Source organism: Pseudomonas oryzihabitans (genome assembly GCF_014522265.1).
Lineage (GTDB): Bacteria > Pseudomonadota > Gammaproteobacteria > Pseudomonadales > Pseudomonadaceae > Chryseomonas > Chryseomonas aestiva.
In genome coordinates this window covers 2,005,302-2,020,123 of sequence record NZ_CP017024.1, presented here as the reverse complement: position 1 = coordinate 2,020,123, position 14,822 = coordinate 2,005,302, and the positions used below count along the sequence as shown (strand labels likewise).

Annotated in this window: 11 protein-coding genes and 1 pseudogene; 9 read left to right on the top strand and 3 right to left on the bottom strand. The window is 67.4% G+C overall.

Features of this window, described 5'->3' with window-relative positions; translation table 11 throughout:
- Position 1 precedes the first annotated feature (1 nt).
- Positions 2-4,348: a PAS domain S-box protein gene (locus tag BGI51_RS09245; protein ID WP_187980945.1), complete on the top strand. Its 4,347-nt coding sequence runs from the start codon at positions 2-4 to the stop codon at positions 4,346-4,348.
- 73 nt (positions 4,349-4,421) lie between these two features.
- A complete protein-coding gene (locus BGI51_RS09240) occupies positions 4,422-4,736 on the top strand; it encodes a DUF2388 domain-containing protein (protein WP_017639490.1) in 315 nt (104 codons plus the stop codon).
- A gap of 79 nt (positions 4,737-4,815) precedes the next feature.
- Here the strand turns inward: BGI51_RS09240 and gcvH are convergent, their stop codons facing one another.
- A complete protein-coding gene (gcvH, locus tag BGI51_RS09235) occupies positions 4,816-5,199 on the bottom strand; it encodes a glycine cleavage system protein GcvH (RefSeq protein ID WP_187980944.1) in 384 nt (127 codons plus the stop codon).
- A 77-nt stretch (positions 5,200-5,276) separates the two neighbouring features.
- The gene (locus BGI51_RS09230; protein ID WP_187980943.1) at positions 5,277-6,320 is read right to left on the bottom strand and encodes a glycoside hydrolase family 5 protein; all 1,044 of its coding nucleotides are present in this window, start codon (positions 6,318-6,320) and stop codon (positions 5,277-5,279) included.
- 442 nt (positions 6,321-6,762) lie between these two features.
- Here BGI51_RS09230 and BGI51_RS09225 point away from each other — a divergent pair, with 442 nt between their 5' ends.
- From BGI51_RS09225 to BGI51_RS09210, 5 genes are all read left to right on the top strand, one after another.
- Entirely contained in the window at positions 6,763-8,091 is a 1,329-nt protein-coding gene (locus BGI51_RS09225) for a PQQ-dependent sugar dehydrogenase (RefSeq protein ID WP_187980942.1), read from the top strand.
- A 124-nt stretch (positions 8,092-8,215) separates the two neighbouring features.
- Positions 8,216-8,890, top strand: coding sequence for a response regulator (locus BGI51_RS09220; protein ID WP_133860536.1), 675 nt, complete (start codon positions 8,216-8,218; stop codon positions 8,888-8,890).
- On the top strand, positions 8,887-9,297 hold the full coding sequence (locus BGI51_RS23455; RefSeq protein ID WP_252977256.1) for a hypothetical protein: 411 nt from the start codon (positions 8,887-8,889) through the stop codon (positions 9,295-9,297). The genes BGI51_RS09220 and BGI51_RS23455 overlap by 4 nt, the downstream gene beginning before the upstream one ends.
- Entirely contained in the window at positions 9,285-10,262 is a 978-nt protein-coding gene (locus BGI51_RS09215) for an ATP-binding protein (RefSeq protein ID WP_252977255.1), read from the top strand. The genes BGI51_RS23455 and BGI51_RS09215 overlap by 13 nt, the downstream gene beginning before the upstream one ends.
- 108 nt (positions 10,263-10,370) lie before the next feature.
- A complete protein-coding gene (locus tag BGI51_RS09210) occupies positions 10,371-10,985 on the top strand; it encodes a glutathione S-transferase family protein (RefSeq protein WP_133860534.1) in 615 nt (204 codons plus the stop codon).
- Positions 10,986-10,992: 7 nt separating this feature from the next.
- Here the strand turns inward: BGI51_RS09210 and BGI51_RS09205 are convergent, their stop codons facing one another.
- A complete protein-coding gene (locus tag BGI51_RS09205) occupies positions 10,993-12,249 on the bottom strand; it encodes an HD-GYP domain-containing protein (RefSeq protein ID WP_187980941.1) in 1,257 nt (418 codons plus the stop codon).
- 105 nt (positions 12,250-12,354) lie between these two features.
- On the opposite strand from BGI51_RS09205, the gene BGI51_RS09200 reads away from it, so the two are divergent.
- The gene (locus BGI51_RS09200) at positions 12,355-13,242 is read left to right on the top strand and encodes an acyltransferase (protein WP_187980940.1); all 888 of its coding nucleotides are present in this window, start codon (positions 12,355-12,357) and stop codon (positions 13,240-13,242) included.
- A gap of 71 nt (positions 13,243-13,313) precedes the next feature.
- Positions 13,314-14,746: pseudogene (gene mdtD / locus BGI51_RS09195) on the top strand (multidrug transporter subunit MdtD).
- Positions 14,747-14,822: the final 76 nt, after the last annotated feature.

Sequence of the window (14,822 nt, the reverse complement as noted above, 5' to 3'; positions counted from 1 at the left end):
CGTGCAGACAACCGTCGTGAACCCTGCCGTGGGTGCCGAGGACGCCGAGCAGCGACGCCGTCGCCAGGAGGTCCTGGCGGCCTATGGCCTGCTCGACGGCCAGCCGGAGCCGGCGCTCGACGACCTGGTGGAGCTGGCCGCCACCCTTTGCGAAACCCCCATCGCCGCGGTCAACCTGCTGGGCGAACAGCAGCAGCTGTTCATCGCCGAACGCGGCCTGGGTGTGGCGGAAATCCCCCTGGCCCTGTCCTTCTGCCAGTACCTGCACGCTGCCCGGGAAGCGCGGCAGATCGAAGACCTGAGCCAGGACCCGCGCTTCATCGACAACCCCCTGGTAAGGGATCCGGCCGGACTGAGATTCTATGCCGGGGCCCCGCTGCGGACGGCCGAAGGCGTCTTTCTCGGCACGCTCTGCGTGCTCGACTGGCAACCTCGCGAACTGAGCGCCGCGCGCCTGACCGGCCTCGAACGCCTCGCGCGCCAGGTGCTGCGCCTGCTCGAGGCCCGGCTGCAGGCGGCGGCGCCGGCGCGGCACAGCACCCTCGACGAAACCCACTACCGCGCCCTGATGGACGTCAATCCGCAGATCATCTGGTTCGCGCGGCCCGATGGCAGCTTCGAATACGCCAATCGCTACTGGTACGAATACAGCGGCCTGAGTCCGGCCAACGTGGTCGCCGATCCCGATCTCTGGACCGATGCCATCCATCCCCAGCAGCGTCCGCAGCTGTTGCGGCGCTGGCGCGAGGTGCGCGAGCAGAGAGTCGCCGGCAGCCTCGAATTGCAGCTGCGCGACGCCGAGGGCCACTACCGCTGGTTCGAAACCCGCACCATGCCCTTCACCAACGCCAGCGGCGAGATCGAGCACTGGGTCGGCGTGGCCCAGGACATCGACAGCCGCAAGCGGGCGGAAACGGCGCTGCGGGAGAGCGAGGCCTTTGCCCATCTGCTGCTCGAATCGACCCACGAAGGCTTTTGCGCCCTGGATCGCGAAGGGCGCGCCACCCTCTGCAACCGCGCCTTCCGGCAGATGCTCGGGCTGCCCGAGGAGCGCGACATTCTCGGCGAACGCCTGGACACCCGCCTCAGCTCCGCCCGCAGCGAGGATGGCGCCCGGGCGCTGCAGCGCGCCGCCAGCGAAGGCGCCACCCTGCACCTGTCCGCCGACGCCCTGCTGCGCGAGGACGGCAGTCTGCTGCCAGTGGAATGGCGCGCCCAGCCGCTCTGGCGCGACGGCGAGGTCCAGGGCGCCATCTGCACCTTCGTCGATCTCAGCGAACGCATCCGCAGCCATGATCGCCAGCGCTTTCTGCTCGAACTGGGCGACCTGCTGCATGGCGTGACCCACACCGGCGAAGTCGCCTCGGTGCTGGGCGACAGCCTCGGCCATCTGCTGGCCGTGCAGCGCATCGGCTATGCCCGGGTCGGTCGCGACGGCAGCCTGACCATCGACAGCGACTGGCTCGAACAGGGGCGAACCCATCGTCTCAACCTGCCCAGCCTGGGTCACTGGCACACCTCGGCGGTGCAGGAATTGCGCCGCGGCATCATCGTCAGCGTGGAAGACAGCGCCCAGGACAGCCGCCTGGGCGAGATGCGCGCCCAACTGGTGGACCATGGCGTACGCGCCGGCCTGGTGGTGCCGCTGCTGGCCGAGGAACAGCTGGTCGGTCTGCTGTTCCTCTATGCCGATACGCCGCGTCACTGGACCATCGGCGACGTGGCCCTGGTGCGCGAGGTGGCCGAGCGCATCCGCATCGTCATCGAACGCACCGCCGCGGCCGACGCTCTGCGCCTGGCCGAGCAGCGCATCGCCCTGGCCATGGACGTCGCCGACCTCGGTGTCTGGGACTATGACATCGACCGCGACCTGATCAGCTGGGATACCCGCCTCGCCCATCTGGTCGGAGCCGGCGAGCGTCGTTGCACGATGCGCGGCGCGGCCCTGCTGCACGCCCTGCATCCGGCCGATGCGCCCCGGGTACGCGCCTATGTGACGGCCGCCATCCAGGGCGGTGGCAATGCCTATGACCTGCGGCTGACCTTTCGGGTACGAGGTTCGCGCCAGGGCGAGCCGGTATGGCTGAGCATCCGCGGGCGTGAACGCCTGGAGCCCGGTGGGCGCCGGCGACTGGTGGGTATCGCGCGCGACATCACCCGCGAACGCCACGACGCCGATCGCATCAGCGAGACCAATCGCCAGTTGCGGCGGCAGATCGAGGAGCGCCGCGAAGCCGAGGCCCGCCAGCATGCCCTGATCGAACTGGGCGATCGCCTGCGCGAAGGCGATCCGGAAAGCGCCGGGGTCGCCGCCGCCCTGGAACTGGTCGGTACGCGGCTGGGCCTGCGCCGGGTCGGCTATGCCCGTCTGGACGAGAGCAGCGGCGCCTTCTTCCCGCAGCAGCTGTGGACGCCCAACGGCAGCTTCGACCAGGCCCTGGCCTATCCGCTGCTCGCCTCCGACCACCTGGGCAACCAAGACGGCGCAGCGCCCCTGGTCATCGACGATGTCAGCCAGGATCCGCGCGCCCAGGCCAATGCCCAGCGCCTGCTCGATCTGGAGATCGCGGCGCTGGTCGACATCCCGCTCTACGAGGATGGCCGCCTGCGCGCGCTGTTCGTCGCCCATGACCAGCGCGCCCGGCTGTGGACGGAAGGTGAGGTGCAATTCCTGCGCGACGTCACCGACCGGCTCTGGTCGGCCATCTGCCGGCAGCGCTCCCAGGACGCCCAGCGCGAGAGCGAGGGCCGCTTCCGCCTCATGGCCGACAGTGCTCCGGTGCTGATCTGGGCCTGCGATGCCGACGGCCAGCTGCAATTCGTCAACCAGCGCTTCGCCAGCGAATTCGATCTGCACGACGCCGATCTGCACGACCAGGGCTGGAGCGCCCTGCTCCCGGACAGCGAATGTCCGGCCTTCGAAGGTGCCTTCAAGCAGGCCGTCGCCACCCACAGCGCCCTGCGCGCCGAGGTGCGGGTGCGCAATGCGCAGGGCGAATGGCGCTGGCTGCGCCTGGAAGGCACCCCGCGCCTGGAGCTCGATGGCGAATTCCACGGTCTGGTGGGCTGTGGCGTGGACGTCACCGAGGCGCGGCAGACCACCGACCAGCTGGAACAGCGCATCGCCGAGCGGACCCAGGAACTGGGGCGCAGCCACGCGCGGCTGATCGCCGAAATCTACGAGCGTGAGCGCACCGAGGAAGCCCTGCGCCAGTCGCAGAAGATGGAAGCCATCGGCCAGCTCACCGGCGGCATCGCCCATGACTTCAACAACATGCTCACCGGCATCGTCGGCGCCCTCGACCTGATCCGCCTGCGAATCGCCAACGGCCGCACCCAGGACCTGGACCGCTACATCAATGCCGCGGTCAATTCGGCCGACCGCGCCGCCGCCCTCACCCATCGCCTGCTGGCCTTCGCCCGCCGCCAGACCCTGGATCCGCAGCCGGTGGACGTGCACCAGCTGGTCGCTTCGCTGCAGGATCTGCTGGTGCGCACCGTGGGCGAAAACGTCGCCCTGCGCCTGGATCTCGCACCGGTCGCCTGGCTCGCCTACAGCGATACCCACCAGCTGGAAAACGCCCTGCTCAATCTGGTCATCAATGGTCGCGACGCCATGCCCGCCGGCGGCGAGCTGTGCATCGCCACCGCCAACCTCAGCCTGGACGCCGAGGCGGCCGCGCGCGAATCCCTGACTCCGGGCGACTATGTCCGGCTGAGCGTGGCCGACACCGGTACCGGCATGCCACCGGAGGTCAAGGCCAAGGCCTTCGAGCCCTTCTTCACCACCAAGCCGGCCGGCCAGGGCACGGGCCTCGGCCTGTCGATGATCTACGGCTTCGTCAAGCAGTCCGGCGGCACCGCGCGCATCGATACCGAACAGGGCGAGGGCACCACCATCAGTCTCTATCTGCCACGCCACCCCGAGGTGGCGGCGGCCAGCACCGATCAGCCGACGCTCAAGGTCGCGCCCCGTGCCGAGGCCGGCCAGACCGTGCTGGTGGTGGAAGACGAATACGCCGTGCGCATGATCGTGCTTGAGGTGCTCGCCGAACTGGGCTACACCGCCCTGGAGGCCAGCGATGCCGACGGCGCCCTGCCGATCATCGAGAGCGATCAGCGCCTGGACCTGCTCATCAGCGATGTCGGCCTGCCCGGCATGAACGGTCGCCAGCTCGCCGAGATTGCCCGTGGCCGGCGGCCCGAGCTCAAGGTGCTGTTCATCACCGGCTATGCCAAGAACGCCAAGGTACGCGGCGAATTCCTCGGCGAGAACATGGACATGCTGATCAAGCCGTTCGACATCGACGCCCTGGCCGAACGCATCCACAGCATGATCCAGCGCTAGGCTGATGCAGAGTTCTGGAACTCAGCGGACGTCTGAGCTCTCTATAGGAGACCTCAAGAAGGAGATCTCATCCATGCGCCTGAAGAAGCTTGCTCTGGTTTCCCTGATCGGTCTGCCGCTGCTGGCCGCGACCACCGCCGCCAATGCGGACGCGCGGTTCTGGCGGCATGCCGCGACCCTGGGGGCGACCTCCGGCTCGTTCTATACCACCAGCCGTGACGACCACAAGATCGTCGCCGCCACCCAGGACGACGCCAGCTCCTACCTGGCCAGCAATGGCCAGATCCGCGGCCCGTACCTGGAAGCCGCGCTGCGCGACATGCGCGCCGCCGAGCCGGGCCTGCAGGCCAGCGACAACGACCTCGCCATGCGTATCCTGACCCAGTAAGGTCCAGGCAAAAAAGAACCCCGCGCGGCTTAGCCGGCGGGGTTCTTTTTTGCCTGGAATCCGGGCGGCGAAAGATGCCTCAGCTTTCGCTGGCCGCGCGATAACCCTCGGCGTCGAGCAACCTGTCCAGCTCGGCCGCATCCTGCGGCTTGAGCTTGAAGAACCAGGCGCCATAGGGCTCGCCATTGACCTGCTCGGGCGCGTCGGCCAGCGCCTCGTTGACGGCGATCACCTCGCCGCCCACCGGGACATAGATGTCCGAGGCCGCCTTGACCGACTCCACCACCCCGGCCTGGTCACCGGCGGCGAGGGTCTTGCCGACTTCCGGCAGTTCGATGAAGACCACATCGCCCAGGGCTTCCTGGGCGTGGTCGGAAATGCCGACGGTCACGCTACCGTCGGCTTCCAGGCGGGCCCATTCGTGGCTGGCGGCATAACGCAGGTCGGCGGGAATCTGGCTCATGAGAGGTCCTCGGGGCTGGCACGGTTAAAAGGCAAGGGTAGCCTGCCGACCCCGGGGACCGCCATCGCCGGCCGGGCTTATTTGGGGCCGATGCTGGCGCAGCTGCTGCTGTCGACGTACTTCTTCAGGGTCGCCCACTGGGGTCGATCCACGCCGTTGATGGGTTCCACCGCCAGGTTGTAGTTGCCCCAGCCGGGGCCGGCGGCCCAGTAGCTGGCCGGAATGCAGTGCTGCTTGAGATAGGCCAGCATGTTGTCCATGGCCACCAGCCAGCGCGGATCGTCGTCCGGCACGCCGAATTCACCGATGTAGCCCTGCTTGCCGTTCTTCTTCAGCCAGTCGACGAAGGGCTTGACGCGATTCACCCCGACCATGGGGTCGAAACCGCTCATGTCCTTGCTGGCGTACTGGCCGCCGCCGTCATTGTCGAAGTAGACGTGGGCGGAAAAGATCAGCTTGTTGGCCGGGTCCTTGAGCGCCAGCAACGGATCGTTCCACTGCGGCCAGCGAGCGGCGCTGGACCAGCCGTTGCCCTCGACGATGATGGGATGGACGCTGTCCACGGTACGAATGCCGTTGATGCCGTGCTGGGCGGCGGTCGGCCAGAAGGCCACGGCATCGTGGGGCTCGTTCATGATGTCGTAGCCAAAGAGCGCCGGATGCTTGCCGAAGCGGAAAGCCAGGCGATAGGTCACGTCCCAGTAGTTGAAATAGCTGACCTTGCCGGCGCCGATGACCTCGCCGCGATAGCGCGCATAGTTGTGCAGGTCGAGGATCACCTTGACGCCGTATTTCTGGGCGTAGTTGAGCGTCTGGGTGACCAGGGCGCCATAGTCCGGATCCAGCGTGGCATTCAGCCTGGGCTGGATGCGCTCCCAGATGATCGGAAAGCGCACCAGCTTGATGCCCTTGGCGCTCCAGTCCTTGAAGTGCTGTTCGCTGGGGAAGATGTAGTTGCGGTTGTTGAGACCGGGCAGCACCTGGCTGGCGAAGCCGGCACCGGAAAAGTTGAGGCCGACCAGTTCGACCGCCTGGACCGAACCTAGCAAGGCGCTGCTCAGGGCCAGGGTACCGGCCAGCCGCAGGGAAAACTGGCGCAAGCGCCGGGTAAGGGATTGCATGACTGCACCTGTGAAAGAGAAAGACTCCCCGCCCCCGCAAGCTAGCGGGTTCTGGCGTAGGCGAGCTCAGGCGACCGCGTCCGGTTGCGGCGCCACTGGGTGCGACTTCGTCGTCATTGTTGGGGCAGCTATCGGCGTCCCAGCCGCCAGCTTTAGAGATTTTTTCCTGCAAAAACAGCCGGTTACGCATTAATTCGCGTCAGATAGCCGCCACTTTTCCATAGGCGCCAGCGCAGTCAGGCTAACGCCTTGAATCGGCACGACTTTCTGTATCCGTAAAAGGACGGGTGAGGAGCCGCAGCACGCAAAAAGACCGATAGACCAAAAGGAGTCATTTCCAAAACCGCTCGGAACGAGCCTGCCTGTTGTGCTCCAGAACCGGGCCCGGAACGTTCCCCGGACGCCGCGCTCTATCCTGCGAGCCCTTCGCGAGAGCCCCGCCATGTCCCTGAGCGCGCCCCATCCCTTGCGTACCCTGGCCCTGACCTTGGCCGTCGTGATCCTGGTCGGCTGCGGCGAGACCGCGCGGCTGCAGCGCGAAGCCGGGTATGGCCCGACCCCCACCTTGCCGGAGCCCCACAAGACCCTGCTGCCGACCATCAACGTGGCGCCGGCGATCGGTTGGCCCGAGGGCGGCAAGCCCATTGCCGCGCCCGGCACCCAGGTCCAGGCCTTCGCCCGTGGGCTGGACCATCCGCGCTGGCTCTATGTGCTGCCCAATGGCGATGTGCTGGTGGCGGAAAGCAATGCGCCCGGGCGCGATGATTTTCCCGGCATCAAGAACTGGATCGCCGGCCTGCTCATGAAGAAGGCCGGCGCCGGGGTACCCAGCGCTGACCGCATCACCCTGCTGCGCGATGGCGACGGCGATGGCGTCGCCGAGACCCGCATGGTCTTCGCCGAGCACCTGCATTCGCCCTTCGGCATGGCGCTGGTGGGCGAGGACTTCTATGTCGCCAACGCCGATGCCCTGGTGCGCTTCACCTACCGCCCCGGGGCGACTCACCTGGAAGGTCCGCCGGTGACGGTCACCGACCTGCCGGCCGGCATCAATCACCACTGGACCAAGAACGTCATCGCCAGTCGCGACGGCAGGAAGCTCTATCTCACCGTGGGCTCCAACAGCAACGTCGGCGAAAACGGTCTGGACATCGAGCAAGGCCGCGCCGCCATCTGGGAGCTGGACCGCGCCAGTGGCCAGAAGCGCCTGTTCGCCACCGGCCTGCGCAATCCCAATGGCCTGGACTGGGAGCCCACCACCGGCAAGCTGTGGACGGTGGTCAACGAGCGCGACGAGATCGGCAGCGACCTGGTGCCTGACTACGCCACCTCGGTGCAGGATGGCGGCTTCTATGGCTGGCCCTACAGCTACTGGGGCAAGACCGTGGACAGCCGGGTGCAGCCGCCCCGTCCGGATCTGGTGGCCAAGGCGCTGACCCCCGACTATGCCCTGGGCACCCATACGGCCTCCCTGGGCCTCGCCTTCGCCAGCGCCGACAGCCAGTTGCCGACGGCTTTCCGCCAGGGGCTGTTCGTCGGCCAGCACGGTTCCTGGAATCGTGATCCCAAGAGCGGCTACAAGGTCATCTTCGTGCCCTTCCAGGACGGCAAGCCCAGCGGCCCGCCGCGGGACCTGCTGACCGGTTTCCTCAATGGCAAGGAGGAAGCTCAGGGGCGGCCGGTCGGGGTGGTCAACGATGGTCGTGGCGGCCTGCTGGTGGCCGACGACGTCGGCAACACCCTCTGGCGGGTCAGCGCCCAGCGCCCCTGAGCGTTGTTAATCCGCCCTTAAGCGCCTTGGCCTAGGCTGGAGGCTGACCATCCCGGAGGTGGTCACCGCTCTTGCCGAGGCCGGCCCGGAGCGGTACAACCGCTCAACCGCCTGGGAAAATCCGATGAGAATACTGCTGGCCGAAGACGACATGCTGCTGGGCGACGGCATCCGCGCCGGTCTGGCGCTGGAAGGCGATACCGTCGATTGGGTGACCGATGGCCAGGCCGCCCAGGCGGCGCTGGAAACCGATCCCTTCGATCTGGTGGTGCTCGACATCGGCCTGCCCCGCCGTTCGGGACTCGAGGTCCTGGCCGCCCTGCGCAAGCGCGGCGACGCCACCCCGGTGCTGATCCTCACCGCCCGCGACAAGGTCACCGACCGGGTCACCGGCCTGGACACCGGCGCCGACGACTACCTGACCAAGCCCTTCGATCTGGACGAACTGCTCGCCCGGGTGCGCGCCCTTACCCGGCGCAGTGCCGGCCGGGCGCTGCCGCAACTGGAACACAACGACCTGCGGGTCGATCCGGCCACCCACCGGGTGACCCTGGCCGGTCAGCCGGTCGAACTGGCACCGCGCGAATACGCCCTGCTGCGCCTGCTGCTGGAAAACATGGGCAAGGTGCTCTCGCGCAATCGCCTGGAACAGGCGCTCTATGGCTGGGACGGCGACGTCGAGAGCAATGCCATCGAGGTCCATATCCATCACCTCAGGCGCAAGCTCGGCACCAGCCTGATCCGCACCGTGCGCGGCATCGGCTACGGCATCGACCAGCCCGAGCGGCCGGCTCCATGACCGACGGCCCGGCCGTCTCGCTGCGGCGGCGTCTGCTGACGCTGCTGCTGTGTGGCATCTTCGCCTGCTGGCTGATCGCCGCCCTGGTGACCTACCAGCTGGTGCTGCGCCAGGTGAATCGCCTGGCGGATGAAGACATGCTCGACTTCGGCTCGGCCGCCCTGCACCTGGCCACCCTGAGCGAGGGGGCGACCACAGCCTGCCGCCCGCGGCGCGCGCCCTGGAACGCAGCCGCACGGCCATCGCCGACCTGCCGCTGTTCAAGCGCCGCAACGCCCTGGGCTATCTGCTGCAGGCCGGTGACCAGCGCCTCGGCACCCCCGCGCCGCCCGCCGGCCTGGCCGACCAGCCACCCGGTTTCAGCAGTCTGCTGGCCGACGGGCAGCACTGGCGCGTGCTGCGCCTGAGCAGCGGCGACGGGCGCATCTGGATCTACGAGAACCTGGCCGATCGCCGCGGCGCCACCAACCTGCTGCTGCTCGGCTCGCTGTTTCCCCTGGCGCTGGCCCTGCCAGTGCTGGCCGCACTCATCTGGTTCGGCGTTACCCGCGGTCTCGACCCCCTGCGCCAGCTGGCGGCGCAGATCAAGCAGCGTTCCGCCCAGCGCCTGGAGCCCCTGGCGCTGAATCAGGTTCCCCTGGAAGCCGCGGTCCTGGTCGAGGAGATCAACGCCCTGCTGCAGCGCCTGGACGGCGCCCTGGAAGCCGAGCGGCGCCTGACCAGCGACGCCGCCCACGAGATCCGCACGCCCCTCGCCAGCTTGCTGACCCACACCCAGGTCGCCCTGAGGTCCAGCGATCCCCAGGCCCACGCCCGCGGCCTGGTGCAGGTGCGCCGCAGCGCCGAACGCATCAGCCAGCTGATGGAGCAGATCCTGCTCCTGGCCCGCCTGGACAGTGGTGCCCTGCAGGAGCAGTTCGTCCCGGTCCATCTCGGCCGGCTGGCGGCGGATACCCTGTCGGAACTCGCGCCCCTGGCCATCGAGAAGAACATCGACCTGGTGCTGGAGGATCAGGAGGTCAAGTTGTCCGGCATTCCCACCTGGCTGAGCGTGCTGCTCACCAACCTGGTGGGCAACGCCATCCGCTACACCCCCAGCGGGGGTCAGGTACTGGTGCGGGTCGTCGAGGACGTGCCCGGCCGGGTACGCATCAATGTCTGCGACAGCGGCCCCGGGGTCAGCCCGGAAGAGCGGGCGGTGATCTTTACCCGTTTCTACCGCAGCGAGAGTGCCGGTCAGAACGTCGGCAGCGGCCTGGGCCTGCCCATCGTCAAACGTATCGTCGAAATCCATGGCGGCAGCCTGCACCTGGGCGAAGGCCTGCAAGGACGCGGGCTGGGGGTGTACGTCGAGCTGCCCGGCCTGGCCTGATCCGGCCAGCTACGACCAAGGCCATCTTTTATCCGGGCCGGCCTAGGGCTTACAGTGCAGGGATTCGCCACAAGCGAATGCAGTCCTGCATTCTGGAGAGCCCGGCCCATGTCCATGATCCTGTACCACACTCCCGCCTCGCCCTTCGGTCGCAAAGTCGTGGTGATGCTCCACGAGACGGACCTGATCGAGCAGGTGGAAGTGGAAATCGTCCAGCAGACGCCGCTCAATCCCAATCGCGATGTTCTCGATACCAATCCGGCTGGCAAGATTCCCGCCCTGCGCCTGGCCGATGGCACCTGCCTGCACGACAGTCGCGTCATTCTCGATTACCTGGACACCCTGCACGAGCGCACCCCGCTGATCCCGCGCCAGGGTCCGGAGCGCTGGCGCCGCCTGACCCTGGCTTCGCTGTGCGATGCCATGATGGAAGCCGCGGTGCAGATCCGCTACGAGAGCTTCATGCGCCCGCCGGGCATGCAGTGGAAGCTCTGGCTGGACAACCAGCAGGAGAAGATCGCCCGGGCGCTGGACTACTTCGAGCGCGAGGCGATCGCCGAGCTGGACGGCGAATTCGACGTGGCCTGCCTGGGCATGGCCTGCCTGCTGGGCTATCTGGACTTCCGCATCCCCACCTTCGCCTGGCGCAGCGACTGCCCGCGCATCGCCGCCTGGTACGCCCGTACCGGCGAGCGCCCCTCGCTGCAGACGACCCGCCCCTGAGCCGGCGCTAGGCCTGCTGCCAGAGCCGCTCCAGGTTGCGAAAACCCCACTCCTCCGGATCCTCCCGCCGCACGATGCGCTCATCGGCGGGTGGTCGGGCGAGATCCAGCAGCCGCTGCGGCAGCGGGGTACGCGAGCGGGCGGAAAAGAACACCCGCACCTGCGGGGTCAGCAGGCTGTCCGGGTGCTGCTCGACCACCACCGCCAGCTGCTCGTTGCTCAGCCGGACCAGGGAACCGATCGGATAGATGCCCAGCGTCTTGACGAAGGCCTGGAACACCCGCGGATCGAAATGCCCCTTCCACTCCGCCATGCGCCGGATCGCTTCGGCGGGACTCCAGGCGGTCTTGTAGGGCCGGGTCGAGGAGATGGCGTCGTAGACGTCGCAGACCGCGGCGATGCGTGACAGCAGACTGATCTGCGTACCGGCCAGGCCATGGGGATAGCCGCTGCCATCGAATTTCTCATGATGGTGCAGGCAGACGTCGATGACCTCCGCGGTCGCACCCCACTGCTGCAGCAGGGCGACGCCCTCCGCGGGATGCCGCTGCATCACGGCAAATTCCGCCTCGGTCAGCTTGCCCGGCTTGTTGAGCACCTCGAGAGGGGTGCGCATCTTGCCCACGTCATGCAGCAGGCCGGCCTGGCCAGCCAGTTGCACCTGGTCCGCCGGCAGCTCCATCTGCCGTGCCACCGCCGTCATGAGGGCACAGACCGACACCGAATGGATGTAGGTATACTCGTCGGCCGTGCGCAGCCGCGTCAGGCTGATCAGCGCCGTGGGATGCCGCAGCACCGACGCCGAGATCTGCTCGACCACGGTCGCCACCTCGCTCAGCTCGATGGCCTGGCCCAGGCGCACGTCCTGGAACAGCCGCGCCACCTCCTGCTTGGCGTGGGCGCTCACGGCGGAAGCCTGGGCCATTTCCTGCGGACAGCTCAGGGCGGCGCCTGGCGCGGTGCCGACAACCGGGACCGGAGCGGCGACTGGGGGCACCTCGGGAGCAATGGCCGGCGCGGCGACGGGCTCGGAGAGCAGCACCGGATCCACTGCGGGCGGGCACTCCGCCGGCGGCGGGCAATCCAGCCCCTTGGCGATATCGATCCACACCGCGGTCACGGCGCTGTCCTGGATCTTCTGCAGGTCGCGCGGTTCCTGGAGCAGGAACCGCGCCTTCCAGAACGGATGGTCGATCCAGCTGCCTTCGAATCTGTGGATGTACATGCCGAGGCAGACCTCGGCACTGGTAACCTTCTTGAGCATGGCGTTCACTTCGCAGCTGATCGGCAGCAGCCATCCAGAGCAGATGATCGCAAAATGCTATGTCACGCCAAAGACTATCGCCCCAAGTTCTAGACGAGAGAATCCATGCACCTCCTGACCGGTATCACCGTCTCTGCGCTGCTCCTGCTGAACACCCTGGTCATGATCGGTCCGCTGCTGGCCTTCGCCCTGATCAAGCTGCTGCCCATCGTTGCGCTGCGCGACCTCTGCTCCCGGGTGGTCACCGCCATCGCCGAGACCTGGGCCGAGATCAACAAGGTCATCTTCGCTCGGCTTACCCCTACCGTCTGGGACATCCGCGGCACCGAGACGCTCAACCGCGACAGCTCCTACCTGGTCATCTGCAACCACCAGTCCTGGGTCGACATCCCCGCGCTCATCGAGACCTTCAACGGCAAGGTGCCCTACTTCAAGTTCTTCCTGAAGAAGGAGCTCATCTGGGTGCCCTTCCTGGGGCTTGCCTGGTGGGGCCTGGATTACCCCTTCATGAAGAGATACACCCGCGCCCAACTGGCCCGCCGCCCGGAACTCAAGGGCGCGGACCTGGCCATTACCCGCCGTGCCTGCGAGAAATTCCGCCGCCAGCCAGTGACCATCGTCAATTACCTGGAAGGCACGCGCTTCAGCGCCGCCAAGCATGCCGAGCAGCACTCGCCCTATCGCCACCTGCTCAAGCCCAAGGCCGGCGGCATGGCCTTCGTCCTCGCCGCCATGGGCGAGCAGCTGGACACCCTGCTGGATGTCACCCTGGTCTATCCGGACGGTCGCGTGCCCGGCTTCTGGGACCTGCTCTGCGGACGCGTCAAACGCGTTATCATCGATATTCGCGCGCGACCTCTGGATCCGGCGCGCTGGGCGGGTGACTACAGCGAAGATGCGGAATTTCGCGCAGGCTTCCAGCAGTGGGTCAGCACGCTCTGGGCAGAGAAGGACCAGCGGATCGAGGCGCTGCTAGATTCCCGCTCGCGCTGATCGAGCGGGGCACCCTGCCGCGTGCAGACAGTCAGAGAGCGGGTAGTCGGCTGTCTCGACAAGGATCTCCCATGCCCACCCCGACGCTGGATACCACCACGACCCGCTGGCTTCCCTGGCTGATCGCCGTCGCCTTCTTCATGCAGTCGCTGGACGCGACCATCGTCAACACCGCCCTGCCGCGCATGGCCGCCGACCTCGGCGAGAATCCGCTGCGCATGCAGGGGTGGTGATCGCCTACCTGCTCACCGTCGCGCTGCTGATTCCGGCCTCCGGCTGGATCTCCGATCGCTTCGGCAGTCGCTGCGTCTTCTTCACCGCCATCGCCCTCTTCACCTTTGGCTCGCTGCTTTGCGCCCTGGCGCCCAGCCTCAACCTGCTGATCGCCGCCCGGGTGATCCAGGGACTCGGGGGTTCGCTGATGCTGCCGGTGGGGCGCCTGGTGATCCTGCGCGTCTATCCGCGCAGCGAGCTGGTGCGCATCCTCAGCTTCATCACCATTCCCGGCCTGATCGGTCCCCTGGCGGGCCCGGCACTAGGCGGCTGGCTGGTGGAAGCCGTGTCCTGGCACTGGATTTTCCTGATCAACCTGCCGGTGGGCATCCTCGGCTGCCTGGCCACCCGCCGCCTGCTGCCGGATCTGCGCAGCCCCCTCCCGCAACGCTTCGACGGCCTGGGCTTCCTGCTCTTCGGCACCTCCATGATCCTCATCAGCGTCGCCCTGGAAGGCCTCGGCGAACTGCACCTGCCCCATGTGCGGGTGGTGCTGCTGCTGATGGGCGGCATGGCCTGCATGGTCGCCTACTGGTTGCGCGCCCTGCACCACGACCAGCCGCTGTTCTCCGCCGAGCTGTTTCGCATCCGCAGCTTCGCGGTGGGTATCTTCGGCAATCTCTTCGCCCGCCTCGGCAGTGGCGCCCTGCCCTTTCTCATCCCGCTGCTGTTCCAGGTGGGCCTCGGCTATTCGCCGACCCAGGCCGGGCTGCTGATGATGCCCCTGGCGCTATCGGCGATGCTGGCCAAGCCCATCGCCGGCCCGCTGATCGGGCGGCTCGGCTATCGGCGCCTGCTGGTGGGCAACACCCTGCTGCTGGGGTGCCTGATCGCCAGTCTCGCCCTGATCGGTCCTGGCACGCCCTTCGTCTGGCTGCTCATCCACCTGGGTATCCTCGGCGCGGTGAACTCCATGCAGTTCACCGCCATGAACACCATCACCCTCATCGATCTGCACGACCAGCAGGCAGCCAGCGGCAACAGCCTGCTGTCGGTGGTGATGCAACTGGCCATGAGCTTTGGAGTCGCCTGCGCAGCCGCCCTGCTGGGCGGTTTCCAGGACGACTATGGCGACACCGAGGTGCTGTCCGCCTTTCGCGCGACCTTTCTCAGCGTCGGCGCCCTGTCGATGCTGGCGGCGGCGATCTTCCTGCAGGCCTCGCGCGAGACCGGCCGGCGGGTCAAGCCGCTGGCGGCCGAGCCTGAAAAGAGCGCGCAGAACGTGGAGTGAGGCGGCCGGCCACGCCGGTCCAATCGGCAGAAACGAAAAACCCCGGCCTGGCCGGGGTTTTTCGTGAGCTTCGGGC

Coding starts and splice junctions, on each gene's coding strand:
- BGI51_RS09230 (WP_187980943.1), bottom strand. CDS start 6,320: ATGCAATCCCTTACCCGGCGCTTGCGCCAGTTTTCCCTGCGGCTGGCC.
- BGI51_RS09205 (WP_187980941.1), bottom strand. CDS start 12,249: ATGCTCAAGAAGGTTACCAGTGCCGAGGTCTGCCTCGGCATGTACATC.
- BGI51_RS09210 (WP_133860534.1), top strand. CDS start 10,371: ATGTCCATGATCCTGTACCACACTCCCGCCTCGCCCTTCGGTCGCAAA.
- gcvH (WP_187980944.1), bottom strand. CDS start 5,199: ATGAGCCAGATTCCCGCCGACCTGCGTTATGCCGCCAGCCACGAATGG.
- BGI51_RS09220 (WP_133860536.1), top strand. CDS start 8,216: ATGAGAATACTGCTGGCCGAAGACGACATGCTGCTGGGCGACGGCATC.
- BGI51_RS09200 (WP_187980940.1), top strand. CDS start 12,355: ATGCACCTCCTGACCGGTATCACCGTCTCTGCGCTGCTCCTGCTGAAC.
- BGI51_RS09225 (WP_187980942.1), top strand. CDS start 6,763: ATGTCCCTGAGCGCGCCCCATCCCTTGCGTACCCTGGCCCTGACCTTG.
- BGI51_RS23455 (WP_252977256.1), top strand. CDS start 8,887: ATGACCGACGGCCCGGCCGTCTCGCTGCGGCGGCGTCTGCTGACGCTG.
- BGI51_RS09240 (WP_017639490.1), top strand. CDS start 4,422: ATGCGCCTGAAGAAGCTTGCTCTGGTTTCCCTGATCGGTCTGCCGCTG.